Below are 24,200 nucleotides of genomic sequence, written 5' to 3' on the forward strand. Positions count from 1 at the left end.
GGGGCAATGCTGCCGTTCAGGAATCGATTTGCGGACGTTGGCGTACCGACGACCGACTTTGCACCTGCGCGTCCGGGACGTCTGCGACGACCGCACCCAGATGGACAACCAGGAGGTGGCACATGGCGGATAAATCCGGAGCTAGCGCCGGAACCGTCGGCAGGGTAACCGCACCCGCGAGCCCGAACGCGGTACGCAACGTGGTGTTGGTGGGCCACACGGGCGCCGGCAAGACGACATTGGTGGAGTCCCTGCTCGTGGCGACCGGGACGATTCCCCGGGCCGGTCGCGTCGAGGACGGGACGACCGTCTCGGACTACGAGGACATCGAACACCGCCAGCACCGGTCGGTGGCGTTGTCGCTGTGCCCCGTCGAATACGAGGGCGTCAAGATCAACCTGCTCGACACCCCGGGCTACGCGGACTTCGTCGGCGACCTGCGCGCCGGTCTGCGTGCCGCGGACGCGGCGCTGTTCGTGGTCTCGGCCGCCGACGGCGTGGACGGCTCGACCCGGATGATCTGGGACGAGTGCGCCTCGATCGGCATGCCGCGCGCGATCGTGATCACCAAGCTCGACCAGGCCCGCGCCGACTTCGACGAGATGGTGCTGATCTGCCAGCGCGTGTTCGGCGACCCCGACTCGGACACCGTGCTGCCGCTCTACCTGCCGCTGCACGGCGAGGACGAGAGTGTGGCCGGTCTGATGGGCCTGCTCACCCAGCGCGTCTACGACTACTCCTCCGGCACCCGGCAGAGCCTGGACCCCGATCCCGAACACCTGCCGCTGATCGAGGACGCCCGCAACCGGTTGATCGAGGGCATCATCGCGGAGAGCGAGGACGAGTCCCTGATGGACCGCTACCTCTCCGGCGAGCGGATCGACGTGGACACGCTGATCGGCGACCTGGAGACGGCGGTCGCCCGCGGCTCGTTCTACCCGGTGCTCGCGGTCGCGCCGGACGGGCTGGGCACCATCGAGCTTTTGGAGGGCATCGTCCGGGCCTGTCCCGCGCCGCCCGAGCACGAGGTCCTGCCGGTCACCACGCCCGACGGCAAGCCGCGTGACCCGCTGACCTGCGACCCGGAGGGCCCGCTGGCGGCCGAGGTGATCAAGACCACCTCCGACCCGTACGTGGGCCGCATCTCGCTGGTCCGGGTCTTCTCCGGCACGCTGCGCCCGGACATGACGGTGCACGTGTCCGGACACGGGATGGCCGATCGCGGCCACGAGGACCACGACCTGGACGAGCGCATCGGCGCCATGTCCGTCCCGCTGGGCAAGCAGCAGCGCTCGCTGAACCGGGGCATCGCCGGCGACATCGTCGCGATCGCCAAGCTGACCCGGGCCGAGACCGGCGACACCATCTCGGACAAGGACGATCCGCTGCTGATGGAGCCGTGGATGATGCCCGACCCGCTGCTGCCGGTCGCCATCCGCGCGCACAGCAAGGCCGACGAGGACAAGCTCTCCCAGTCGCTGGCCCGCCTGGTCGCCGAGGATCCGACGCTGCGCCTGGAGCACAACACCGACACCCACCAGCTGGTCCTGTGGTGCATGGGCGAGGCGCACGTCGAGGTGCTGCTCGACCGGCTGCGCAGCCGCTACGGGGTCGCGGTGGACGCGGTGGCGCACCGGGTGTCGCTGCGCGAGACGTTCGCGGAGAAGGCGAGCGGGCGCGGTCGACACGTGAAACAGTCCGGCGGACACGGGCAGTTCGCGATCTGCGAGATCGACGTGGAGCCGCTGCCGGGTGGGAGCGGGTTCGAGTTCGTGGACAAGGTCTTCGGTGGCTCGGTGCCGCGCAACTTCATCCCGTCGGTGGAGAAGGGCGTGCGCGCGCAGATGGACAAGGGCGTCGCGGCCGGCTATCCGATGGTGGACCTGCGGGTGACGCTGACCGACGGCAAGGCGCACTCGGTCGACTCCTCCGACATGGCCTTCCAGATGGCGGGCGCGCTCGCGCTGCGCGAGGCCGCCGCGAGCACCCGGATCCACCTGCTCGAGCCGGTCTCCGAGGTGCGGGTCACCGTCTCCGACGAGTACGTGGGCGGCGTGCTCAGCGATCTCAGCTCGCGCCGCGGCCGCGTCGTGGGCACCGAGCCCATCGGCTCGGGCCGCACCCTGATCCGGGCCGAGGTCCCGGAGATCGAGATCAGCCGCTACGCGATCGACCTGCGCTCGATCAGCCACGGCACGGGCCAGTTCGCCCGCACCTACTGCCGCCACGACCCGATGCCGCCGCAGTTGGCCGCGAAGGTCACGGAGGACGCGGAGTCCTGACGCTCGACCGCGCGGCACGACCGGCCGGTACGACGGGCCGGCCGGTCGGGTCGCCGCGCCGCCTTGGCGCCCCGCTGCTTGCCGCCCCGCCGCTCCCGTCAGGGGATCGGCAGCGGACGGTCCAGGGCGGTCAGGGTCAGCAGTACGCCGGCCGACGTCCAGGCCAGGGGGGCCACCGAGGCGGGTTTGCCGTCGGCGGAGACCTTCTCGGGAAGGGAGCCGGCCGCGGTGCGGTGGTCGGCCAGCCAGTCGAGCCGCAGCCGCGCACCGGCCCGGTCCCCGCTCGCCGCGCTGAACAGCGCGAACGACGCGGTCTCCGGGGTCCACGCCGCCGTCGGGTCGCCGGCCCAGTGCTCACCCGGCAGGATGCCCCCGTTGGGCAGCGTCAGCCGTTCGGCGGCGCCGCGAACCGCGCTCGCGACCCCGGCGTCGGCCGGCGCGAACGGCGGGCCCAGCCACGTCACCGCCGTGTCCGCGCCGCCCTTGGCCGAGGCCGTGCGCGGGTAGTCGTGCCGGCCGAAGGTGTCCCGGATCGCGCGGTCGAGCCGTTGTGAGGGTGCGGCCCAACGTTCGGCCGCGACCGGGTCGGTCCGGCGGGCCAGGTCGACGGCTGCCCGCAACCCGGCCGACAGCGGGGCGGCGGTGCCCAGGGTGACCTGGTCGGTCCGGGTCTCCCAGTAGTCCGGGCCGCGTGGCGGCAGCCCGTTCGGCCGCAGCCGCCCGGTCACCGCGTCGCCGGCCGCGCGCACCATGGGCCACAGCTCGGCGAGCGCGGCGGTCGTCTCGGGGGCCTTCGGGTCCTGGTGGACGTACCAGAACCAGACCGCCCACGGCACCCAGCCGTTGCCGTCCAATTGGGCGGCGCGCTTGTCCCCGACGGGGCCGCCGTCCAGCCGATAGCGCGCCTCCCAGGTGCCGTCGGGGCGTTGCAGCGTGGCCAGCTTGCGCAGTACGTCGAGCGCTTCGCGGCCGTGCCCGGTGGCGGTGTAGGCCGCCGCGACCCACGCGGCGTCGCGCGGCCAGACGTACCTCCAGATGCCGTACCAGGCGGCGGCGACCGACCCGTCCGGCTGGGTCAGGACGCGCATGTCGAGCAGCGCGCGCTCGGCCATCTCGCGGTCGCGCGGCGTCGCCCCGGGGACGGTGCCCCGGGCGAGCCAGGCGCGCTCGGCCTCGGTGGGCGCGGCGGGCGGCGCGTCGGTGGGCAGCGCGATCGGGCCCTCGGGGCCGGATATGACGCCGCCGAGGAGCAGCGGCCGGGTGGTGGGCGGGGGTGGGGCCGCGCCGCCGACGAAGACGACGATGGCGGCGGCGAGCAGTACGCCGATCGCGGCGATGCCGAGGGAGCGGGCCCTGCCGAGCGAACGCCCGAGTCGGGGCCCCCTGTTCGCCACGTTCGCCGTCTCCGCCCCCGGGCCCCCCGTCGCCTTCGTGGCAACCGGGCCGTTACTCGTTCGGCCCAGTCTAGGCATCGTCCGATCATCGTTCGAACGCGCGTCGGCAGACGTCCCGACCATCCACCGCGCCCTCGCCCGCATCGCGCCCGCCTCGCCGTACGACCCGTGACCACGAGCCGGAGCGGGCGGGGACGGATCAGCCGAAAGTACGACGAGTCTACGAAGTCGGATCCGGGTCGGGCTCGGCGACCGGCGCCAAACCGGTCGAACAGGTGATTCGTCGGCGTTCCGCGACCAGGGACCAGACGCCGGCGACCAGCACGGCCAGGCCGACCAGGACATATGCGTTGCCCACGAGCAGCTGCCATCCGTGCAGGTTCAGCTCCCCACCGTCACCGAACGGCACCGTCCACACGATCCCGCTCGGCAGCACCCCGGAGACCCGGGCCCGGTGCATCGGATAGGCCGCGGCCACGGCGAGCACCGCGACCAGCGCGAGCGTGGCGGCCGGGGCGCGGGTGCGCCGGACCCGGTCGATCAGCACCACGACCAACGGCAGCGCCCACGCCCAGTGATGGGTCCAGGAGATCGGCGACACCAACAGCGCGGTCAGCGCGCACAGGCCCACCCCCGTGAGCGTCGCCCCGCGCCGGGCCGCCCGCACCGCGAGCGTCATCCCGACCGCCGCCACGAACAGCGCGAGCAGCGGCCACAACCACCCGGGAGGCGTCTGGGCGCCGAACTGCCGGGTCAGTGCGCCGTGCACGGACTGATTGCCGGGGAACTGGGCCAGTCCGATCCGGGTGTCGTCCAGGAACAGGCCGCCCCAGTAGTCCGCGCACTCGCGGGGCAGTACCGCGAACGCCGCCGCGAAGGTGGCGACGAACACGCCCAGCGCGGTCAGTCCCTCACGGACCCGGCCGGTCAGCAGCAGATACGGGATGAAGATCGCCGGCGTCAGCTTGAGCCCGGCCGCCAGGCCCACCCCCACACCGGCGAATCGGGCACCGCGCGCCCGCGCGAAGTCGGACAGCACCAGGACGAGCAGCAGCAGGTTGATCTGGCCGAAGCGCAGGTTCTCCTGGACCGGCTCGGTCCACAACAGCGCGGCGGCGGTCAGCGCGGTCGCCTTCACCCGGTCCCCGCGCGACCCGACGATCCCCCACGCGAGCCACGTCGCCACCACGAGCAGCACGAGGTTGCCCGCCACCCCGAGCACCTCGACCGCGCCCCACGGCAACCACGCCAGCGGGGTGAATGTCAGCCCGGCCCACGGCGTGTAGGTGAACGGCAACCGGCCGGGCCGGATCGTGTACAGCTCGCCGTCGCCGGCCAGCACCTCCAGGCCGCCCTGGCGATAGACCTTCAGATCGCCCAGCCACCACATGTCGGCGGACCCGAACGTGCCCAGCAGCAGATACGCGGTGATCGAACACGCGGCCACCGCGAGGGCCGTCCGCCGGGTCACCCCGCAGCGATGACGGTGTCCGGCCGCAGGTGGGCCGGCATCGCACACGCGGGCGTCCCGCCGGGCATGCGGTCGCGGTTGTCGGCCACCAGCCGGTACACCCCGTGCGCCGCGATGCTGACCGGCTGCACGCGCAGCGCCGCGCCGGCCAGGGCCCACGGGCCGCCCGCGTTCATCAGCAGCTTGGCCACCGCGTGGTGGCCGCCGTACACGGTGCCCACGGGAGTCACCCACAACACCTCGTGCTCGGCGCGGTGCTGCTCGACGCCCAACTCCTCCAACTCGGCGAACTGCCAGGCCACCACGTCGGCGTCGAACGGAATGTGCTTTTGCGCGAACTCCACCGACCGGGTGCAGAAACCACAGTCGCCGTCGTACACGAGAACCGGTCGTGCGCTCAAAGTTCTTCTCCTCAACAACCGCTGACAACCACTGACAACCGCTCGGATCCTGCGGGTGGACGGGTCAGTCGACCGGCCAGGCGGTGGCCAACATCTCGCGCGTGTCCGCGAGCAGTTGCGGCAGCACCTTGGTGTGCCCGACCACGGGCATGAAGTTCGTGTCCCCGCCCCACCGGGGCACCAGATGCTGGTGCAGGTGCGCGGCGATGCCGGCCCCGGCGACGTGGCCCTGGTTCATCCCGATGTTGAAGCCCTGCGCCCCCGAGACCTTGCGCAGCGTGCTCATCGCCAGCTTGGTGAACCGGGCGAGTTCTATCGTCTCGGCGTCGTCGAGGTCGGTGTAGTCGGCGACGTGCCGGTAGGGCACCACCATCAGGTGGCCGCCGTTGTACGGGTACAGGTTCAACACCGCATAGACCTGCTCACCCCGCGCGACGACGAGCCCGTCGACATCGCTCAGCGAGGGAATCCGGCAGAACGGGCACCCGTCGTCGGGGGTCGGCCCCGACGGCTTGTTCTCCCCCTTGATGTACGCCATCCGATGGGGAGTCCACAGCCGGGCGAAGGCGTCCGGCCCCCCAACCCCGTCCTGGATCTCGGGCTCGCTCGTCATGCCAGGAAGCATATGCCGTGGGCACACGCCGACCACGACCCGGTGACGGGCCGGCGGCGGCCCGGTGATCGCACTGCCGCGCGATCACCGGGCCGCCGCCGACGACATCGCGTCAGACCTGAACGCGGTCCCGGACGGCCTTGACGATCTCGGCCACCGCGGCGTCGACCGGGACGCCGTTGTTCTGCTCGCCGTTGCGGTAGCGGAAGCTCACCGCGCCGGCCTGGACGTCCTCGTCGCCCGCGAGCAGCATGTACGGGATCTTGTCCTTGTTGGCGTTGCGGATCTTCTTCTGCATGCGGTCGGCGGAGTCGTCGATCTCGACCCGGATGCCCTGCGCCCGGAGCTTGGTCGCGACCTCCTCCAGATACGGCACGTGCTCCTCGGTGATCGGGATGCCGACCACCTGGACCGGCGCGAGCCACGGCGGCATCTTGCCCGCGTAGTGCTCGAGCAGGACCGCGAAGAATCGCTCGATCGAGCCGAACAGCGCGCGGTGGATCATCACGGGCTGCTGCCGGGTACCGTCGGCGGCGGTGTACTCCAGGTCGAAGCGCTCGGGCAGGTTGAAGTCGACCTGGATGGTCGACATCTGCCAGGTCCGCCCGATCGCGTCCTTGGCCTGGACCGAGATCTTCGGCCCGTAGAACGCGGCGCCGCCCGGGTCGTCGACCAGTTCCAGGCCCTGCTTCTGCGCGGCCTGGCGCAGCGTCTCGGTGGCCTCGGTCCAGTTCTCCTCGGTGCCGATCGACTTCTCCGGGTTCCTGGTGGACAGCTCCAGGTAGAAGTCGTCGAGGCCGTAGTCGCGCAGCAGGTTGAGCACGAACGTCAGCAGCGAGTCCAGCTCGCCCGCCATCTGGTCGCGCGTGCAGTAAATATGCGCGTCGTCCTGGGTGAAGCCGCGCGCGCGGGTCAGCCCGTGCACCACGCCCGACTTCTCGTAGCGGTAGACGGTGCCGAACTCGAACAGGCGCAGCGGGAACTCGCGGTAGGACCGGCCCCGGGCCCGGTAGATCAGGTTGTGCATGGGGCAGTTCATCGGCTTGAGGTAGTAGTTCTGCCCCTCGTCCAGCTCCATGGGCGGGTACATGCCGTCGGCGTACCAGTCCAGGTGGCCGGAGACCTCGAACAGCTTGCCCTTGGTGGCGTGCGGCGTGTAGACGAACTGGTAGCCCGCCTCCTCGTGCCGGCGCCGCGAGTAGTCCTCCATCGTGCGGCGGATGATGCCGCCCTTGGGGTGGAAGACGGCCAGGCCGGAGCCGATCTCCTCGGGGATGGAGAACAGGTCCAGCTCCGCGCCGAGCTTGCGGTGGTCGCGCTTCTCGGCCTCCTCGAGGAAGGTCGTGTAGGCCTTGAGCTCGTCCTTGCTCGGCCACGCGGTGCCGTAGATGCGCTGGAGCTGCTTGTTCTTCTCGCTGCCGCGCCAGTAGGCGGCGGCGGAGCGCATCAGCTTGAACGCGGGGATCAGCCGGGTGGTGGGCAGGTGCGGGCCTCGGCAGAGATCCTTCCAGCACAGCTCGCCGGTCTTCGCGTCCAGGTTGTCGTAGATGGTCAGCTCGCCCGCGCCGACCTCGGCGGACGCGCCCTCGGCGGCCTCCGCGGCGGAGCCCTTGAGGCCGATCAGCTCCAGCTTGTACGGCTCGTCGGCAAGCTCCGCGCGCGCGTCCTCGTCGGTGGTGACCCGGCGGGCGAAGCGCTGCCCCTGCTTGACGATCTCCTGCATCTTCTTCTCGATGCGCTTGAGGTCGTCGGGGTGGAACGGGGTCTCGACGTCGAAGTCGTAGTAGAAGCCGTCCTTGATCGGCGGGCCGATGCCGAGCTTGGCCTCGGGGAACAGCTCCTGTACGGCCTGCGCCAGCACGTGCGCGGCGGAGTGGCGCAGGATGTTCAGGCCGTCGTCGGAGCCGATCAGGACGGGCTCGACCTCGTCGCCGTCGACCAGGACGTAGGCCAGGTCGACCAGTCGGCCGGCCACGCGCGCGGCGACCACCGAGCGGTCGCCGTCGAAGAGCTCGGCGGCCGTCGTGCCCGTGGTCACCACCCGCTCGTCCCGGTCCGGGTCGCGGCTGATGGTCACTCGGGCTTCGGACACCGTTCGTCTCCTGACATGTGGTTGGCGGATGTCGCGTGGCGCGGCTCGGCTCGCTGGTACGCCGATGCGCTCGCTCGCACACCGATGCTATCGAGCCGGGAGCGGGAACCTTGCCTCGGTTTCCCCACCCCGCGCGGGCGCCGGCCCGGCGTGGGGGCGCCGGAGCGGAGGTGTCGGCGGAGGCACCTGCGCAGTCGTGTCGCCGTCGCGTCGCCGTCGCGACGACGAAAGATGGCGCCCCGACTTCCCACAGGGTCACTCCTTCGGGTGAGAATAGGGCCCGTGACGCAACGGATGGCCTCGCTGGCAGTCCCGCTGCGGCCGGTCATCCGGCTGTTGGCCGGGGCTGTGCTGGCGTGCGCCGCGCTCCTGGGCAGCGCGTTTCCGGTCCACGCCGAGTCGCTGCCGTCGACCGCGACCATTCCGACGGTGTGTCCCTTCCATCACACGGCGCACGAGCAGCGGGACGCGGGCGGTCCGCACGACAAGGGCGACGGTTCGGGACGCTGCGGGGATCGCTCGCACGCGTGTGTGCCGGCCACCGTCCCGCCGCTGCCGCCGGTGGTCGCGCCCGCGCCGTGCTCGATGTTGCCGCCGTGGTTGGCCGATCCGGACGCCGTCGGCATCGCGCCGGCACCCACGCCCGCCAAGGACGCCCCCGATCTGACGGTGCTCTGCGTCAGTCGTACGTGATCCGCGCGGCACACCTCGCACGGTCCACAGACGTATCCCGGAATCGGAATAAGGCGGAGCCATGGGGCAACAGTCCCCCAACACCTCGAAGAAGCAGAGCAAGGCACAGCGATCCGCCAGGATGGCGGCGACGCGTGAGCGGGTGGCCGCGCAGCGCGAGGCGGAGCGCAAGGCCGCCAAGCGTCGTTCGGCGATCATCTTCGGCGCTTCCGGCATCGCGGTCCTCGCCTTGGTGGCGGGGTTGACCGCCGTGGTCATGTCGTCGAGCGACGACGACAAGAAGTCGAGCGCGAACAACGTCATCGCCGACGTGCGGCCCGACCCCAACACCAAGAGCGACATAGCCGGCGTAAGCGCGTACACCGCGGCGCAGGGGCACATCGCCAAGCCCAAGGAGGTCACCTACCGGCAGGTTCCGCCGGTGGGCGGCGAGCACGACCCGGTGTGGCAGAACTGCGGGATCTACGACGCGCCGATTCCCAACCGCAACGGCGTGCACTCGCTGGAGCACGGCACGGTCTGGATCACGTACCAGAACAACCTGCCCGCGGACCAGCTGGAAGTGCTGAAGTCCAAGGTCAAGGGCAAGACGTACATGATGCTGAGCCCCTACGACGGCATCGACAAGCCGATCGTCGCCTCGGCGTGGGGCCTGCAGCTGAAGCTGGACAACGCGAGCGACCCGCGCCTGGACCAGTTCATCACGAAGTACAAGGAAGGCAAGCAGACTCCGGAGCCCGGTTCGCCGTGCACGGGCGGGGTCGGGAAGCCGACCTCGTGAGGCCGCGCGCACGTGTCGCGACGATGATCGCGACGGGGCTGCTGGCCGTTCCGGTCCTGGCCGCCTGTTCCTCGGACGACTCCGGCAAGCCGGCCGCCCCGCCCGCGCCCGCGCGGGCGCTGGGTCCGGCGCCGGCGGCGGTGCCGAATCCGCCGGCGGACGACTCGGTGGAGGCGGGGTTCGCGCGCGACATGCGCACGCACCACGCGCAGGCCGTGCAGATGGGGATGATGATCCGCGATCTGACCCAGGACGACGCGACGCGCAAGCTCGCGTACGACATCGCGCTGACCCAGCAGGAGCAGATCGGCCGGATGGCGTCCTGGCTCCAGATGTGGGGCCTGACGCTCGGCTCGACCCGGCCGGTCATGCAGTGGATGACGCCGGGTTCGATGCCGGGCCACTCCGGGCACGGCACGCCGGCCGCCGGTGCGGACACGCAGCTGATGCCGGGGATGGCCACTCAGGCACAGTTGGACAAGCTGGCGACGTTGCGCGGCAAGGACGCCGAGGTGATGTTCCTCCAGCTGATGATCGCGCACCACGAGGCGGGTGTGGCGATGGCCCGCGAGGGCCAGGCGCGCGCGCAGGTCCAGCAGGTCAAGGATCTGGCGAACACGATGGTCGTCGGGCAGAGCTCGGAGATCGACCTGATGCGCTCGATGTTGACGGAGCGCGGGGCGGGTTAGGCGCGGGGCGGGTGGGACGAACCGCGGTGTACGCCCGGCTCGTCCGCCCGCCGGACATGCGTGTGGGGCACGGGATGCACATCCCGTGCCCCACACGTGTCGGATCGTCTCACGCCTCGGCGGTCGCCTCGCCGGTGTGGCGTCGGCGGCGGACCTCGCGCACGACACGTGCCGGCACGCCGACGATCAGCGGGACGGAGGCGCCCAGCGCCATACCGCCGAGGGCGACCAGGAGCGGGCTGTCCTCGACGATGTGGCCGGCCAGCGTGCCGACCGTCATCGCGTACGACACCGAGATGACCGCGCCGACCAGGGTGGCCGCGCGGAACTGCGGTGGCGGGTAGCCGAGTCGGCCGGCGAGCATGTTCACCGCGGTCCGCCCGCCGGGCAGGAATCGGGCCGCGATCAGCGCGGACATGCCGCCCTTGGCGAGCGCGTTGCGGGCCAGGTCCATCGCCTTTTGCCGGCGCGGTCCGAGAACGGCGTCGCCCCCGCGGCGAAGCCGTGCGCGGCCGACCGCGTAGGCGCACTGGTCTCCGACGAAGGCACCGATCGCGGCGGTCAGCAGCACCAGGGCCAGATAGCGCACGTCGCCGTCGGCGACCGCCGCGGCGGCCATCACGAGTTCGTCGCCGGGCACGATGGGCACCACGGCGTCGATGGAGACGATCAGTGGCATCACCAGCCACAGCCAGGGCGAGAACAGCAGCCCGGTCCCGGCGCCGGTCACTGGAGTACCCCCGACCACGCGCAGTGGATCGGGGGACGGGTATCGGTCACCGGGAGATCATCGCGCGATCGCCCATCCGGTGGAACATCGGGTCCGGGTCACCGACGCTCACGGGACGTGATACGGCCGGAAAAACACCGATCTCGACCCTCGGTTCGCACCGAAATTCGGGTCCTCACCATGTCGACTTCCCGACATGGGCGCGCTTCGGGCGGTCGGGGTGGGACCCGGTCACGACGGCGCGGTCTCACGGCGTCACGGCCTCACGAGGAACGCCGCTCGACCAGCGTCGTGCCCAACACCGCGGATGTCCCCGGGCCCCCGCCGGCGATCCGCTCCAGCAGCAACCGCGTCATCAACCGACCCTGCTCCGCGACCTGTTGCCGCACCGTCGTGAGCGCGGGCTCGGCCCACCCCGCGACATCCGCGTCGTCGAAGCCGACCACCGCGACATCCTCGGGCACGCGCCGACCCGCCGCCGCCAACGCCGCCATCGCGCCGACCGCCATCAGGTCGGACGCCGCGAACACCGCGTCCAGGTCCGGCGCCTGGGCCAACAGGGTGCGCATCGCGGCGGCCCCGCCGGCCCGACCGAAGTCCGCGTGCGCGACCAGCGCCGGCCCGGGTACCGCGTCCAGGTAGCCGCGCAGCCGGTCCACGCCCGCACACATGTCCTGCGGGCCGGCGATCGTGGCGATCCGCCGTCGTCCGCGCGCGCTCAGGTACTCCACCGCGGCGCGCGCACCGCCCACGTTGTCCGCGTCCACGTAGACGAAGTCGGCATCCGGACCGAGCGGTCGCCCGCCCACCACCACGGGCATGCCCGCGTCGTGCAGCCGACCCGCCAGCGAGTCGTCGCCGTGCAACGACACCAGCAGCGCCCCGTCCACGTGGCCGCCGCGCAGATACCGCTCCAGCCGGTCCTGCTGCGCGGCCGTGCGCACCATCATCAGCACGAGCTGGTTGTCGGTGTCGGCCAGTTCGGCGCCCACGGACCGCACGATCGCCGACAGGTACGGATCGCCGAAGAGCCGGGTCTCCGGCTCCTGGACGACCAGCGCCACCGAGTCGGTGCGCCGGGTGACCAGCGTGCGGGCCGCGCGGTTGGGTACGTAGCCGGTCCGCGCGATCGCCGCCTCGACCACCTCGCGCACCCGCGGGCTGACCTTGGGTGAGCTGTTGATCACCCGGGAGACGGTGGCGCGGGACACCCCGGCCACCGCCGCCACCGTCTCCAGGGTCGGCGGTTCGGCCGCCGAGGCGACCTTGCTCCGACCGTCAGTCCTGGTCAATGCTCCCCAATCCGTCCGAGGCCGGCTCGGCTTCGGGCACCCGATCGCCGGCGATCAACGCCGCGTACCAGCGTGCGCTGTGCTTGGGCGTACGCCGACCGGTCGCGAAGTCCACGTGCACGATGCCGAAGCGTTTGGCATAGCCGTACGCCCACTCGAAATTGTCCAACAAGGACCACACGAAGTAGCCCCGGACGTCCACCCCGTCGTCGACGGCCCGGCCCACCGCCGCGACGTGCGCCGCGATGTAGGCCGTGCGTTCGACGTCCTCGATCGTGCCGGCCGGGTCCATCCGGTCCTCGTAGGCCGCGCCGTTCTCGGTCACCATCAGCGGCAGGCCCGGCGCCTCGGCCCGCAACCGGTTCAGCACGTCGTACAGCCCGCTCGGGTCGACTCCCCAGCCCATCGCGGTGCGCTCGCCCGGCACCTGCGCGAAGCGCACGTCCGGGCACGCGGGCCACGGGGAGTACACGCTCGCGCCGTGCCCGTCGTCCCGGGGCGCGGCGGCCCGGGACGTCTCGGTGTCGCCGTCCTCGGCGCCGCCCACCAGGAGCGGCGTGTAGTAGTTCACCCCGAGCACGTCGATCGGCCGGGCGATCTCGCCGAGATCGCCGTCGCGGACGAACGCCCAGTCGGTCACCGAGGCGGTGTCGCGGAGCACGTCCGCCGGATACTCGCCGCGCAGCAGCGGGTCGAGGTGGATCCGGTTGGCCAGGCCGTCCACCCGACGCACCGCATCCAGGTCCGCCGGCCGGTCCGAGAGAGGGCGCACCGCCGCCGGATTGAGGGTGATCGCGATGCGATGCCCGGCCGGCAGTTCGGCCCGCAACGCCGCGACGCCGAGCCCGTGGGCGAGCAGCAGATGGTGGTTCGCACGCAGCGACAACTCCTGGTCGGTCGCCCCCGGCGCGTGTACGCCCGATCCGTGGCCCAGGAAGGCGGAGCACCAGGGCTCGTTGAGCGTGGTCCAGTCGCGCACGCGGTCGCCGAGCCGCGCCGCCACCAGCCGCGCGTAGTCGGCGAATCGGGCCGAGGTGTCGCGCGCGCCCCATCCGCCCGCGTCCTGGAGCGCCTGGGGCAGGTCCCAGTGGTACAGCGTCGCGTACGGATCCACGCCGTGCGCGAGGAGTTCGTCCACGAGTCGATCGTAGAAGTCCAGCCCGGCCGCGTTGACCGGGCCGCTGCCGGTGGGCCACACCCGCGCCCAGGCGATGGAGAACCGGTAGGCGCCCAGGCCGAGTTCGGCCATCAGGGCGACATCCTCGCGATAGCGGTGATAGTGGTCGGTGGCCACGTCGCCGGTGTCGCCGGCGTGCACCCGGCCCGGGACGCGGCTGAACGTGTCCCAGATCGACGGCGCCCGTCCGTCCTCGGCCGCGGCCCCCTCGATCTGGTAGGCGGCGGTGGCGGCGCCCCAGACGAATCCGGGCGGGAAGCGGTCGGCGAACCGGGTCGACGAGGCCGGGGCCTGGTCGGTGGTGAGGGCGTGGTCGGTCATGATCGGATTTCCTTACGTAGGAGGTGGGTCGGCCGGCTCGACGGCGTGTGCTCAGCCCTTGACCGCGCCCTGCATGATTCCGCCGACGATCTGCCGGCCGAGCAGGCCGAAGACCACCAGGACGGGCAGCGTGCCCAGCAACGTCCCGGCGAGGATGATCGATTGGTCGTGCACGTATCCCCCGCCGAGCGAGTTGATCGCGACCTGCACGGTCGGATTGCTCGACGACAGCGCGATGATCGGCCAGAAGAAGTCGTTCCACGTGGTCATGAAGGTGAGCAGACCGAGGACCGCCATCGCCGGGCGGGCGATCGGTACGACGATCGACCAGAAGATCCGCGCGTAGGACGCACCGTCCACCCGGCCGGCCTCGATCAGTTCGTCGGGCAGCGCCTCCATCAGGTACTGCCGCATGAAGAACACGCCGAACGCGGTGACCAGCGTGGGCAGTACGACGGCCTGCAACTGGTTCACCCACTGCAACTTCGCCATGATCATGAACAGCGGGATCAGCCCGAGCTGCGGCGGGATCATCATCGTCGCGACGGTGATCCCGAGCAGCGCGCCGCGCCCCCGGAACCGCAGCTTGGCGAAGGCGAATCCGGCCAGCGTCGAACACAACACGGTGCCGGCGGCGACGGTGATCGACACGATCGTCGAATTGATCAACGCCTGGACGATGTCGGCCTCGTCGAGGGCCTTGTCGAAGTTGGAGAGCAGGTTGCCACCGGGCGTGAAGGGCGGCGGCACGTGGTTGATGTCCGCGTTGCTGCGGGTGGCGGCGACGATCGACCAGTAGAAGGGGAAGATCGAGAGCAGGGTCGCGAAGCCCAGGATCAGGTATACGAGCGGCCCGCCGTGGAGTTGACGCGAGCGCCTGGACCGACGGACGCGCCCAAAGCGCCGGGAGCGATCTCGCGGCGGGGCAACCGATGCACCGGCCATGTCAGCGGCCCTCCCGGATTTCGCGACGCGAACGGCGCCCGGCGACAAGCGCGTTGGCCCCGATGACGAGAAGAATGATCAGGAACGTGGTCCACGCGATCGCAGACGCCTTGCCGAGCGCGTAGTTGCTCCACCCGGTCTCGTACATGTAGAGCCCGATGGTCTGGTACTGGTGCGAGGCCCCGCCGCGCACGCCGATCGGGCCGCCCTGGAGCAGCAGCGGCTCGGCGAAGATCTGCATCGCGCCGATCGTCGAGACCACGACGGTGAATACGATCGTGGGCCGCAGTCCGGGGATGGTCACGTGCCGGAACTGATGCCAGGACTTGGCCCCGTCGAGCGCGGCGGCCTCGTAACGATCGTGCGGAATGGCCTGCATCGCGGCGAGATAGATCAGCGCGTTGTAGCCGACCCAGCGCCAGGTGACGATGGTGGAGATGGCGATCTGCGAGGTCCAGGTGCCGTTGTACCAGTCGACGTTGTCGACGCCGAACAGGCCGAGGAACCAGTTGACCATGCCGTAGTCCCGCCCGAACAAACCACCGAACACCAGCGTCGCGGCGGCGACCGACGTCGCGTAGGGCATCAGGATCGCGACCCGGAAGAAGGTCCGCCCCCGCAACCGACGGTTGAGCAGATGCGCCAGGCCGAGCGCCATGCACAACTGCGGCACGGTCGAGATCACGCCGATGGTGAAGGTGTTGCGCAGCGCCTTCCAGAAGAAGGGGTCGTGCCAGAGGTTGGTGTAGTTCTCCAGGCCCAGCCAGGTCATCTCATCCGGGTTCTGCAACCGGACGCGGTGCAGCGAGATGTAGCCGGTGTAGAGCAGCGGGAACAGCCCGAAGGCAACGAAGAGCACAAAGAAGGGCGCAACGAAGCCGTACGGGGACGCGGCATCGACCCGCCGCCGCCATACCTGACGGGACGTCGGGAAGACGGTGCCCGCCCGAGAACGCGAGCCGGACCGAAATCGGGACCCCGGCCAACGCGGGAATCGAGTCGCAGAACCGGAAGGTGGCGGAGCCGCCATCGAAATCACTCCGGACAGGGTGAGGTGGGTGAGCGGTCGTGGGGGCGGGCGGGGGTGTCGGGGACGGGCGGGGGCGAGCGAGCACCGGGACGGGCGTGGGGGCGGGCGCTCGTCGGGCGGGCGAGACGGGCGCTGGGGCGGGCGCAGGGGCGGGCGGGCGCCGGACCGACATGGGCGTCGCCCCCTGGCGTCGTCCGGAGGCCGACCACCCGCTCGACACGGGAACCAGCCACCGACTCGACCCGGGAGCGCGCCCCTCGCTCGGTGCAGGGGCCGACCACCCGCTCAGCACGGAGGTCGACGACCCACTCGACACAGAGACCGGCCACCAACCCGACATGGGCACCCCCCGACCCGGTCCGGAGGCCGACCACCCGCTCGACACGGGAACCAGCCACCGACTCCACCCGGGAGCGCACCCCTGGCTCGGATTGGGGGGCGACCGCCGGCAGCGCAGAAGCCGGCCACCGGCCGCGGCATCGGGACCGGCCGGCCGCTCGACGCGGGACCGGCGCCGCCGATTCGACGCGGAGGATGTCGCACCCTGGCCCGGCACGGACCCGCCACCGGCCGGGCACGGCGGTCGGCCACCCCGCTCGGGGCGGGACCGACCACCGGCTCGCCGCGGCGGTCGACCCGCTCGGCTCGGCGCCGGGGAGTCGGCCGCCGGCTCGGGTGCCGAGGGGTCGGCCGCCGGCTCGGGACGGGGGTCGGCCGCCCGCTCGGTGCGGGCCTTCGTATCCGGCCCCCGCCGCTCGCACGTCGCCGGGTGCCGCCGCCGTCGTCAGCTTGCGAGGGCGTTTTTGACCGCGTCGCGTGCTCGCTTCCACGCGTCGTCCGGTTTGACCCCCTGGGCCTCCACGGACGTCAGTGCGGTGGTGATGTTGTCCTTGATGTCGTTGTGCCGAACCCCGGTGACCTGCACGGGCATCCGTTCCGCCGCCGCGCTGAAGATCGCACCGATGGGCGCGTTGTTGAAGTAGGGATCCAGCGTCGCCTTGACGCTTTCGATCGCCCCGGTCTTGGACGGGAAGTTCCCCTGCTTCCGGAACATCTTCGCCTGCTGCTCGGGCGCGGTCAGCCAGGCGACCAGTTCGGCCGCTTCCTTGTGGTGCTTGCCGCCCTTGGGAACGGCGAGGTACGAGCCGCCCCAGTTCCCCGTCCCACCGGGCCCCGCAGCGACGTCCCACTTGCCCTTGCCTGCGTCACCGGCCTGGGTCTTGATGTACCCGATCATCCACGCCGGGCACGAGAGCGAGGCGAAGCCGTCGGCCGAGAACGCCTGGTTCCAATCGCTCTGGAACTGCTGCAAAGCGGCCGACAGTTTCCCGTCGGCGGCCTGCGCGGCCAGGTCCCACGCGTGCTTGACGGTCGGATTGGTGTCGTAGATCGGCTTGCCGGCCGCGTCGTAGTAGGACTCCTGCTGCTGCCCGATGATCGCGTTGTACAACCCGGTCACACTGTCCAGGTAATGCGTCTTCTTCGGCGCGTTCGCCTGGAACTGCCGCCCCAGTTCGACGTATCCCTCCCACGTCGACCAGCGCCGCGCCAACTCCTCGCGATCGGTGGGCAGTCCGGCCGCCCGGAACAGATCGCTGCGATAGCAGATCGCCATCGGCCCGATGTCCGTCCCGACCCCCAGCACCTTCCCGTCGGCGGTGGTCGCCGCCTTGCTCTTCCACGGCAGGTACTCGGCATTGCCGCCCGCGAGGCCCAGCGAGTTCAGATCCACCCACTTGTCGGCCTGGTTCCGTACGACGTCGGCGATCCGCCCGACCTCGATGCCCTGGATGTCGTCGATCCCGCCCCCACCGGCGAGCCGGGTCTGCACGGTACGCCAGTAGTCCTCCTCCTTCTCGGTGTCGTGCTGAACGATCCTGACGCCCGGGTGCGTCTGCTGATACTCGGCGTACAACCCGGCCTCCTCGAAGCCGAACGTGCCGAACAGCCCGACGTTCAGGGTGACTTTGCCGTCGCCCGAGCCGGACCCCCCGTCACCCCCACACCCGGCGAGAACGGATCCGACCAACAGCGCGGTACACAGAGCGGACAGGGCTCTGACTCGACCACGAACGTAGCGCGTGCGCATGGAAAGACCTCCTGATGACCCTGCATCCGGGACGGCGATGAGCGAGGTACGTCGTGCGGCGGTACGAAACTGCGGCGGTGCGGTCGTCCATGGCGGCCCGACACCAACGGCACGGCAACACGGAACACGCGCCATCGACGCGGCCGGGCCCACGCCGTGAGAGCGCTCTCACAACGTGCTCAGGAGCCTGTCCTGCCCCATCACCCTTGTCAATACTTCAAAGGCCCCACACCCACCCCGAGCCCACAAACCCCACCGAACGCCCAGAAGCCCCGGACCACTTTCGTGATCCGGGGCTCCGGCAAGCGTGGGCGATACTGGGATCGAACCAGTGACCTCTTCGGTGTGAACGAAGCGCTCTCCCGCTGAGCTAATCGCCCGGGTGCAGGGAGAACATTACCGCATGGGTGGGGGCGGTTGTGACCGCCCTCCGCGGGTGGGGCGCGAGGAGCCGCCCGGGCTGGGGGGCGGCTCGCGGGGGGTCAGAACGGGAGGGCCATGCCGTATTTCCACAGGTACAGGGCCACTGCCGCGGCGATCAGGAGCAGGCCGATCGCGAGCATGATCATGTTGCGGCGGCGGGTCTTGGGGTCGAGGGCGCGGGTGGCGGCCCTGGTGACCTTGTCCTTGGTCCACAGCAGCGTGCGCTGCGCCCAGACGAATTCGGTGCCCAGGACGGCGAGGCCGAGGAAGATGACCGCCCAGCCGGGACCGGGCAGCGGGAGCATGATGATGCCGCCCACGATGATCGCGAAGCCGATGATGGCGACGCCGATCTGCCAGGTCATGTGCAGCGGCTTGGAGCGCTTGATGAAGGCCGGCGCGCGGGAGCCGAATGGTTTCGCCTCGGGCGCCCCGGTGGTTGTGCCGGCCTTCGTCGCGCCCTCGGGTGCCGCCGCTGCGGCCGGGTCGTCCCGGTCGGCGGTGGGCTTCCCGGCGGCGTGCGCGCTGTTCTCCGCGACCCCCGTGTCCATCGTCCGTCTTCCTCTCTCGTCGTACCGGCCGTCGTCCACCGGATGCCTCCGTTCGCCCGGGGCCGGCGCCGACCTCGGCCCGGCCTGGCTTGACAACGCTACAAGGGGGCAGAGGTTCGGTGCAGACCTTACGGTCGGGGACCGACCCGGGCGGATCGGTCCGGGCGATCGGAGCGACCCGATCCGATCGCCTGTTCCCTTCCGGAAATCATGCGGGCGAACGTTACACCTCCGCATCGCTCTTAAGGAGTACCCAGACGCCCGTATATCGGGCAGAGACGTTTACAAGAGGTCCGCAGGTGGGATGTTGCGAACGCCGACGTGCGAATCCCCGAGCGCACACTGAGCGAAAGGCCATGGCGCTTATGAACACCACGGTCAGCTGTGAGCTGCACCTGCGCCTCGTCGTCTCGAGCGAGTCCTCATTGCCGGTCCCCGCGGGACTGCGCTACGACTCGTCGGACCCGTACGCCGTGCATGCGACCTTCCACACGGGTGCCGATGAGACGGTCGACTGGGTCTTCGCCCGCGACCTTCTCGCCGACGGGCTGCGTCAGCCCTCGGGCACCGGCGACGTTCGTGTGTGGCCCTCTCGGAGCCACGGACAGAGCATCGTGTGCATCGCCCTCAGCTCTCCCGAGGGCGAGGCCCTGCTCGAAGCGCCCGCACGGGCCTTGGAGTCGTTCCTGAAGCGTACGAACGCTGCCGTGGCCCCCGGCAACGAGCACCGCTTCTTCGATCTCGACCGGGAGCTGTCGCAGATCCTCGCCGAGAACTGAGCTCTGGCACGGCGGACACGCCCCTGTCCGACGGCGCCGGGTTCACACGTCAGCGCTCCGCCGCACCCATCGTCCACACGGTGGGGGCGGCGGAGCGTTTTCACGTCCCGACCGGTGGACGGCCACGCCGACGACCCCGAACCGTCCCGGCCCTCCGACGAACGAACGGTCGGACGAGCGAGCGCAAGAGCGCACGAGCGGCCCGGCGATCCGAATACGCGTCCGACCCGGGCGCGCCACAAAGAAAGCGCGCATTCGAACACATTTTCCGGCACGGCGCGCGTCGCATAGGCCCGACTCGGGCGGGACTATCCCGCCGCATAGGCATCGCATCGGCGCCGCCACAACCGCATGGGAATGCGTTCACATTCACCATCCCCGACCGCTCCCGTTGTGCCCGGACACGGATTAGCACCTCACGCTGACCCGCGGTAACCGACGGTATCCCGGGGAAATCCGCAAATCGGGATTCCCCGACTTCAGATCCCGCGCCTGCGCAACAGTTCCTCGATCTCCGCGAACTCGTCGTCGCCCCCGCTCGTACGCGACGATCGCCGTGAGCGCGGCGCGGCGGCCGGCTTCGGCTGTTTGCTGCGCGGCGGCGCACCGCCCGAACCGCCCGCTCCCGCCGCCGGACCGCCGTCGCCGAGCAGCGCCGCCAGGTCGGACGAGATGGCGGAGGTGGCGGAGGTGGCGGACGCGGTGCCGCTCGACTCCGGGGACTTCTTCTTTCCGCCGACCATGCGGGTGATCATCAGCAGGATCACGGCGAACGCGAGGATCGCGACGCCGCCCCACGCCTTGAGGCCGAAGGCGAGGTCGGTCGCCCAGTCGGCGACCGCGCTGCCCACCCGGCGGCTCAGCGTGGCCAGGCCGGTCAGGTACAGGCCGATCGGGAACAGCGCCGCGGCGGTCCACCGCGTCGCGTTCAGGAAACGTCGTTGGCGAGCCTTTTGTACCGCGATGACCAGGCCCAGGCCCGTCAGCGCCATGCACAACGCGCCGGTCACCACATCTGCGCCGGACATGCGCTCGGCCTCCTCGTTCGAAACCTACGAAGCTTCGTTGTCGGTCGGCGTCGATCGGGATCGGTCGACGGCCGTTGCCGTCCTGCCTCCATCGTGGCCGTCTCGGTCCTCGAACACCACGATCGACGGTCGGTTCGGTACTCGGGGAGGACACCGACCGACTCATCTCCTCCCCGTGGAGTAGAGCCAGGATCAGGGATGTTCCCCACTTCTCACAGGATGGGTTTCCCCCAATAACGCGTACGCGGCACGAATCGAGCCCCGGTGAGCACCTTCGTGAACTCCGGGGTACGGGCCTCGTCGGGCAGGTCGATGGCCAGCTCGGGCAGCCCCTGGGTCGCCGTCACGTGGCCGGCGGCGCGCAGGAGCGTCGCGGCGGCCTCCGGGTTGCGCGCGGTCAGCGCCAGGACGACGCCGTGCGCCACCCACACCGCCGCGCCATCGCCCAGCGTGTACGGGGCGGGCGCGGTGGGGTGGTCGAGGCGGGCGTGCGCGCGGGCCCGGGCGGCGGGTTCGGACCACCCCGCCGCGCGCAACGTCGCCGCGCAGCGGTGCAGTTCCGCGGCGCACCACGCCTCGCGTTCGTCGGTGTCCATCATCCGCACCCCGTGCGGCAGGCCGGTGGCGCGCACCGGGGCCACCAAGCGGGTGCTGTCGGGCGCGTAGCCCAGGGCGGAGACCAGACCGGTGGCCGCGCGGTTGCCCTCGGGCACCGCGGCGGCCATCCGGGTACAGCGCCGGCCGCGCATGATCTCCTCGGCCGCGAGCATCGCCACGCACCCGTGTCCTCGGCGGCGGCGCGACGGCAGCACCTGGATGTGCAGGATCCATCCGGTGCCGGTGCCCCACGGGCCGAGCGGGGTCAGGTGTACGCCGCCGACGGATCGGCCGTTGGCGCAGATCGAGTACACGCCGTCCCGGCCCGGTCCGGCCGGTCGCAGAGTGGTGGTCATCGCGTCCCCCCGCCTTGCCGATGTCGCGCCCCGTCATCGGCAGTGCTGCCCGCGCGCGGACCCGGTCAACCTGCGCCGGAGCGCCGACCGCGAGATCGCGGGCGCGATCGGGGCGACCGGCGCACCGGCGCGGACGGGCCGGACGGTCCCGGGCGGGCCGGCGTCCGGGTCAGGGGTCGATGTCGGCGGCGGCGCGGGCGGCGAAGATCTCCATCGCCTTGCGGGTGAGCGGGCCGGGCGCGATGCGGGTGTGCTCGTCGATCCGGTGCACCGCCTGGATGTCGCGCAGCGACGAGGTCAGGAACACCTCCTCCGCGTCGGCGAGCGCGGTCATCGGCAGGTCGATCTCCTCGGCGCCGACCCATTCCAGGACCAGCGCACGCGAGACGCCGGCCAGGCAGCCGGCCGACAGCGGCGGGGTGACCAGGCGGCCGTCGAGGACCACGAACACGTTGGAGCCGGTGCCCTCACACAGGTTGCCCGCGGTGTTCGCGAACAGCGCCTCGCTCGCGCCGTGCCGGGCGGCGTGGCCGAGCATCACCACGTTGTCGGCGTAGCTGGTGGTCTTGAGCCCGGTGGTCGGCGCGTTCTCGTTGCGGGTCCACGGGACGGTGACCACTGCGGTGCTCTCGCCGCGGGGTTTGGCCGGGGCGAGGGCGACCACCAGGGTCGGCGCCGCTCCGCCGCGCTCGGAGCCCAGTGGTGAGCGGCCGCCCGTGTAGGTGATCCGCAGTCGAGCGATGCCCGGCAGCGGGTTGGCCGCCAGCACCTCGGCGCACGCGTGGCGCAGCAGGTCGAGGTCGGGGTCGGGTAGCCCGAGGCCGCGCGCGGAGCGGGTCAGCCGGGCCAGGTGCCGGGTCGTCGCGAAGGCCTGTCCGTCCCGCGCCTTCAGCGTTTCGAAGACGCCGTCGCCGACGGTCAGCCCGTGGTCGTCCACCGGGACCACCGCGTGTTCGTCGTCGACGAGGCGGTCGTTCAACCAGATTCTGCTCATGCGCCCTCCGAGGTGTCCGCGGGGTTGTATCCGACGCGATCCCGCGCGGCCCGATCCTGCCCGGTCCCGGGCTCGGGTGGGTAGCCGGGAGCGGTCGGCGCCGTGGGCCGCGGGCGCTCGCCGAGGTGATCCGGGGCCGTTGCGCGCTCGCGGGCGCCGATGTGCTCCGGGCTCGCGGGGTGCTCCCGGCCGCCGGCGTCCGCCGAGGCGGGCGAGTGCTCCGCCGCGGTATCCGGCCGGTACTCGGCCCCGACCGGGTCCGCCCGGTACTCCCCTTCTGCCCGGTACTCCCCCGTCGCCACCGCGAGCAGGTTCCGCGCCTTGAGGCGGGTCTCCTCCCACTCGCGCTGCGGGTCGGAGTCGTACGTGATGCCCGCGCCGGTGCCGAAACAGAGTCGGCCGTCGCGGACGAAGAAGCTGCGTATGCCCACCGCGAGCGAGCCCTCGCGGCGGTCCGCGTCCACCCAGCCGATCGCGCCGCAGTAGGGGCCGCGCGGGACCGGCTCCAGTTCCTCGATGATGCGCAGCGCGCTGCTCTTGGGGGCGCCACTGACCGATCCCGGCGGGAACGTCGCGGCGAGCAGTTCGGGCCAGCCGACGCCGGGGGCCAGCGTGCCGGCGACGGTGGAGACGAGGTGGACCAGGCCCGGGTGCCGTTCGACCACGCACAACTCGGGCACGGTGACCGAGCCGATCGCGGCGGCGCGGCCCAGGTCGTTGCGGACCAGGTCGACGATCATGACGTTCTCGGCGTGGTCCTTGGGCAGCAGGTCGGCCTCGGTCCGGCCGGTGCCCTTGATCGGGCCGGAGCTGACCCGGTCGCCGACGCGGTGCAGGTACAGCTCCGGCGACGCGCACGCGACGTGGACGCCGTGTTCGGGCAGTCGGATCACCCCGGCGTACGGCGCGGGGTTGCCCAGCGCGAGCCGGCCCGCCAAGCCGACGATGTCGGCGTCGGCGGGCAGCGGGGCGCTGAGCATGCGGCACAGGTTGACCTGGTACACGTCGCCGGCGGCGATGTACTCGCGGATCCGGCGCACCCCCGCGCGGTACGCGTCGGCGCCTAGCGAGTCGGTCCACGTGTGCGCGGGCGGTCCGGTCCACGGGGCGGCCGGCAGCGGGGCCGGGCGCACGTGGTCGAAGCGGGCGCAGATCGGGTCGCCCTCGAAGTCGGCGACCACGGCCCAGAAGCCGTGCGAGTCCAGGGCTGCCGGGTCGCGGGTGACATCCCGCAGTCCGGTGGCCAAGCGCCCGCCGAGGTGGGCGATGGGGGGAGGCTGGCTCACGTGTTCGTTCCGGGGTCGCGACCGCGGCACCTGCTTGAGGATCGGCGCGCGGGTCAGGACGCCATTGTAGGAGGCGGCCGATCGGCGCGGCCGGCCCGGGCGGCCCGGCGTCGGCCGCCGCGAGCGCCCCCCTCGCGCCGGTGCGACGCGCCCGGAAGTGCCCCGAATCGATTCCGCGTTCCCGTG

At 71.4% G+C, this 24,200-nt stretch carries 20 protein-coding genes, 1 tRNA gene and 1 pseudogene; 5 read left to right on the forward strand and 17 right to left on the reverse strand.

The annotated features are described in order from the left end of the window. Positions 1 to 122 precede the first annotated feature (122 nt). On the forward strand, positions 123 to 2,282 hold the full coding sequence (locus ACFXKZ_RS42730; RefSeq protein ID WP_380010307.1) for an elongation factor G-like protein EF-G2: 2,160 nt from the start codon (positions 123 to 125) through the stop codon (positions 2,280 to 2,282). A 98-nt stretch (positions 2,283 to 2,380) separates the two neighbouring features. Here ACFXKZ_RS42730 and ACFXKZ_RS42735 read toward each other — a convergent pair whose 3' ends face one another. From ACFXKZ_RS42735 to thrS, 5 genes are all read right to left on the reverse strand, one after another. Beyond that, complete coding sequence (locus ACFXKZ_RS42735; protein WP_380010310.1) at positions 2,381 to 3,676, reverse strand: hypothetical protein; 1,296 nt, start codon at positions 3,674 to 3,676, stop codon at positions 2,381 to 2,383. Between the two features lie 220 nt (positions 3,677 to 3,896). Next, the gene (locus ACFXKZ_RS42740; protein WP_380010313.1) at positions 3,897 to 5,147 is read right to left on the reverse strand and encodes a glycosyltransferase 87 family protein; all 1,251 of its coding nucleotides are present in this window, start codon (positions 5,145 to 5,147) and stop codon (positions 3,897 to 3,899) included. Next, positions 5,144 to 5,548 carry a thiol-disulfide oxidoreductase DCC family protein gene (locus ACFXKZ_RS42745; protein WP_380010316.1) on the reverse strand — a complete coding sequence of 135 codons (405 nt, stop codon included), beginning with the start codon at positions 5,546 to 5,548 and terminating at the stop codon, positions 5,144 to 5,146. Before ACFXKZ_RS42745 ends, ACFXKZ_RS42740 begins: the two co-directional genes overlap by 4 nt. A 64-nt stretch (positions 5,549 to 5,612) precedes the next feature. Further along, positions 5,613 to 6,173 (reverse strand): HIT family protein, encoded by a 561-nt coding sequence (locus tag ACFXKZ_RS42750; RefSeq protein WP_380010319.1) that lies wholly within the window; start codon positions 6,171 to 6,173, stop codon positions 5,613 to 5,615. Positions 6,174 to 6,273: 100 nt separating this feature from the next. Then, positions 6,274 to 8,253, reverse strand: coding sequence for a threonine--tRNA ligase (gene thrS, locus ACFXKZ_RS42755; protein ID WP_380010322.1), 1,980 nt, complete (start codon positions 8,251 to 8,253; stop codon positions 6,274 to 6,276). Positions 8,254 to 8,535: 282 nt separating this feature from the next. Here thrS and ACFXKZ_RS42760 point away from each other — a divergent pair, with 282 nt between their 5' ends. From ACFXKZ_RS42760 to ACFXKZ_RS42770, 3 genes are all read left to right on the forward strand, one after another. Then, complete coding sequence (locus ACFXKZ_RS42760) at positions 8,536 to 8,946, forward strand: hypothetical protein (RefSeq protein ID WP_380010325.1); 411 nt, start codon at positions 8,536 to 8,538, stop codon at positions 8,944 to 8,946. Between the two features lie 61 nt (positions 8,947 to 9,007). Next, positions 9,008 to 9,727 carry a DUF3105 domain-containing protein gene (locus ACFXKZ_RS42765; RefSeq protein ID WP_380010328.1) on the forward strand — a complete coding sequence of 240 codons (720 nt, stop codon included), beginning with the start codon at positions 9,008 to 9,010 and terminating at the stop codon, positions 9,725 to 9,727. A gap of 23 nt (positions 9,728 to 9,750) precedes the next feature. Next, entirely contained in the window at positions 9,751 to 10,416 is a 666-nt protein-coding gene (locus ACFXKZ_RS42770; protein ID WP_380010330.1) for a DUF305 domain-containing protein, read from the forward strand. 109 nt (positions 10,417 to 10,525) lie between these two features. Here the strand turns inward: ACFXKZ_RS42770 and ACFXKZ_RS42775 are convergent, their stop codons facing one another. The 8 genes from ACFXKZ_RS42775 to ACFXKZ_RS42810 all read right to left on the reverse strand — a co-directional run bounded on the left by ACFXKZ_RS42775 (position 10,526) and on the right by ACFXKZ_RS42810 (position 18,974). Further along, complete coding sequence (locus ACFXKZ_RS42775) at positions 10,526 to 11,146, reverse strand: DedA family protein (RefSeq protein WP_380010333.1); 621 nt, start codon at positions 11,144 to 11,146, stop codon at positions 10,526 to 10,528. A 263-nt stretch (positions 11,147 to 11,409) separates the two neighbouring features. Then, complete coding sequence (locus ACFXKZ_RS42780) at positions 11,410 to 12,438, reverse strand: LacI family DNA-binding transcriptional regulator (RefSeq protein WP_380010336.1); 1,029 nt, start codon at positions 12,436 to 12,438, stop codon at positions 11,410 to 11,412. Then, on the reverse strand, positions 12,425 to 13,936 hold the full coding sequence (locus tag ACFXKZ_RS42785; RefSeq protein ID WP_380010339.1) for a glycoside hydrolase family 1 protein: 1,512 nt from the start codon (positions 13,934 to 13,936) through the stop codon (positions 12,425 to 12,427). The genes ACFXKZ_RS42780 and ACFXKZ_RS42785 overlap by 14 nt, the downstream gene beginning before the upstream one ends. A 51-nt stretch (positions 13,937 to 13,987) precedes the next feature. Next, the gene (locus tag ACFXKZ_RS42790) at positions 13,988 to 14,881 is read right to left on the reverse strand and encodes a carbohydrate ABC transporter permease (RefSeq protein WP_380010342.1); all 894 of its coding nucleotides are present in this window, start codon (positions 14,879 to 14,881) and stop codon (positions 13,988 to 13,990) included. Between the two features lies 1 nt (position 14,882). After that, entirely contained in the window at positions 14,883 to 15,911 is a 1,029-nt protein-coding gene (locus tag ACFXKZ_RS42795) for a carbohydrate ABC transporter permease (protein ID WP_380010345.1), read from the reverse strand. Between the two features lie 784 nt (positions 15,912 to 16,695). Then, entirely contained in the window at positions 16,696 to 18,000 is a 1,305-nt protein-coding gene (locus tag ACFXKZ_RS42800; RefSeq protein ID WP_380010348.1) for an extracellular solute-binding protein, read from the reverse strand. A 308-nt stretch (positions 18,001 to 18,308) separates the two neighbouring features. Continuing rightward, positions 18,309 to 18,380: transfer RNA gene (locus ACFXKZ_RS42805), tRNA-Val, on the reverse strand. A 102-nt stretch (positions 18,381 to 18,482) separates the two neighbouring features. After that, a complete protein-coding gene (locus ACFXKZ_RS42810) occupies positions 18,483 to 18,974 on the reverse strand; it encodes a TIGR02611 family protein (protein WP_380010351.1) in 492 nt (163 codons plus the stop codon). 365 nt (positions 18,975 to 19,339) lie between these two features. Here ACFXKZ_RS42810 and ACFXKZ_RS42815 point away from each other — a divergent pair, with 365 nt between their 5' ends. Further along, complete coding sequence (locus ACFXKZ_RS42815; protein ID WP_026218464.1) at positions 19,340 to 19,753, forward strand: SsgA family sporulation/cell division regulator; 414 nt, start codon at positions 19,340 to 19,342, stop codon at positions 19,751 to 19,753. 479 nt (positions 19,754 to 20,232) lie between these two features. Here ACFXKZ_RS42815 and ACFXKZ_RS42820 read toward each other — a convergent pair whose 3' ends face one another. The 4 genes and pseudogenes from ACFXKZ_RS42820 to ACFXKZ_RS42835 all read right to left on the reverse strand — a co-directional run. Next, entirely contained in the window at positions 20,233 to 20,781 is a 549-nt protein-coding gene (locus tag ACFXKZ_RS42820) for a hypothetical protein (protein ID WP_380010354.1), read from the reverse strand. Positions 20,782 to 20,993: 212 nt separating this feature from the next. Continuing rightward, positions 20,994 to 21,734: a GNAT family N-acetyltransferase gene (locus ACFXKZ_RS42825; RefSeq protein WP_380010357.1), complete on the reverse strand. Its 741-nt coding sequence runs from the start codon at positions 21,732 to 21,734 to the stop codon at positions 20,994 to 20,996. A gap of 169 nt (positions 21,735 to 21,903) precedes the next feature. Then, positions 21,904 to 22,728 carry an aminotransferase class IV gene (locus tag ACFXKZ_RS42830; RefSeq protein WP_380010360.1) on the reverse strand — a complete coding sequence of 275 codons (825 nt, stop codon included), beginning with the start codon at positions 22,726 to 22,728 and terminating at the stop codon, positions 21,904 to 21,906. Positions 22,729 to 23,000: 272 nt separating this feature from the next. Continuing rightward, positions 23,001 to 24,014: pseudogene (locus ACFXKZ_RS42835) on the reverse strand (chorismate-binding protein); the annotation flags it as partial. Between the last annotated feature and the right edge of the window lie 186 nt (positions 24,015 to 24,200).

The organism is Embleya sp. NPDC059237, from assembly GCF_042754105.1.
Taxonomy (GTDB): Bacteria; Actinomycetota; Actinomycetes; order Streptomycetales; family Streptomycetaceae; genus Embleya.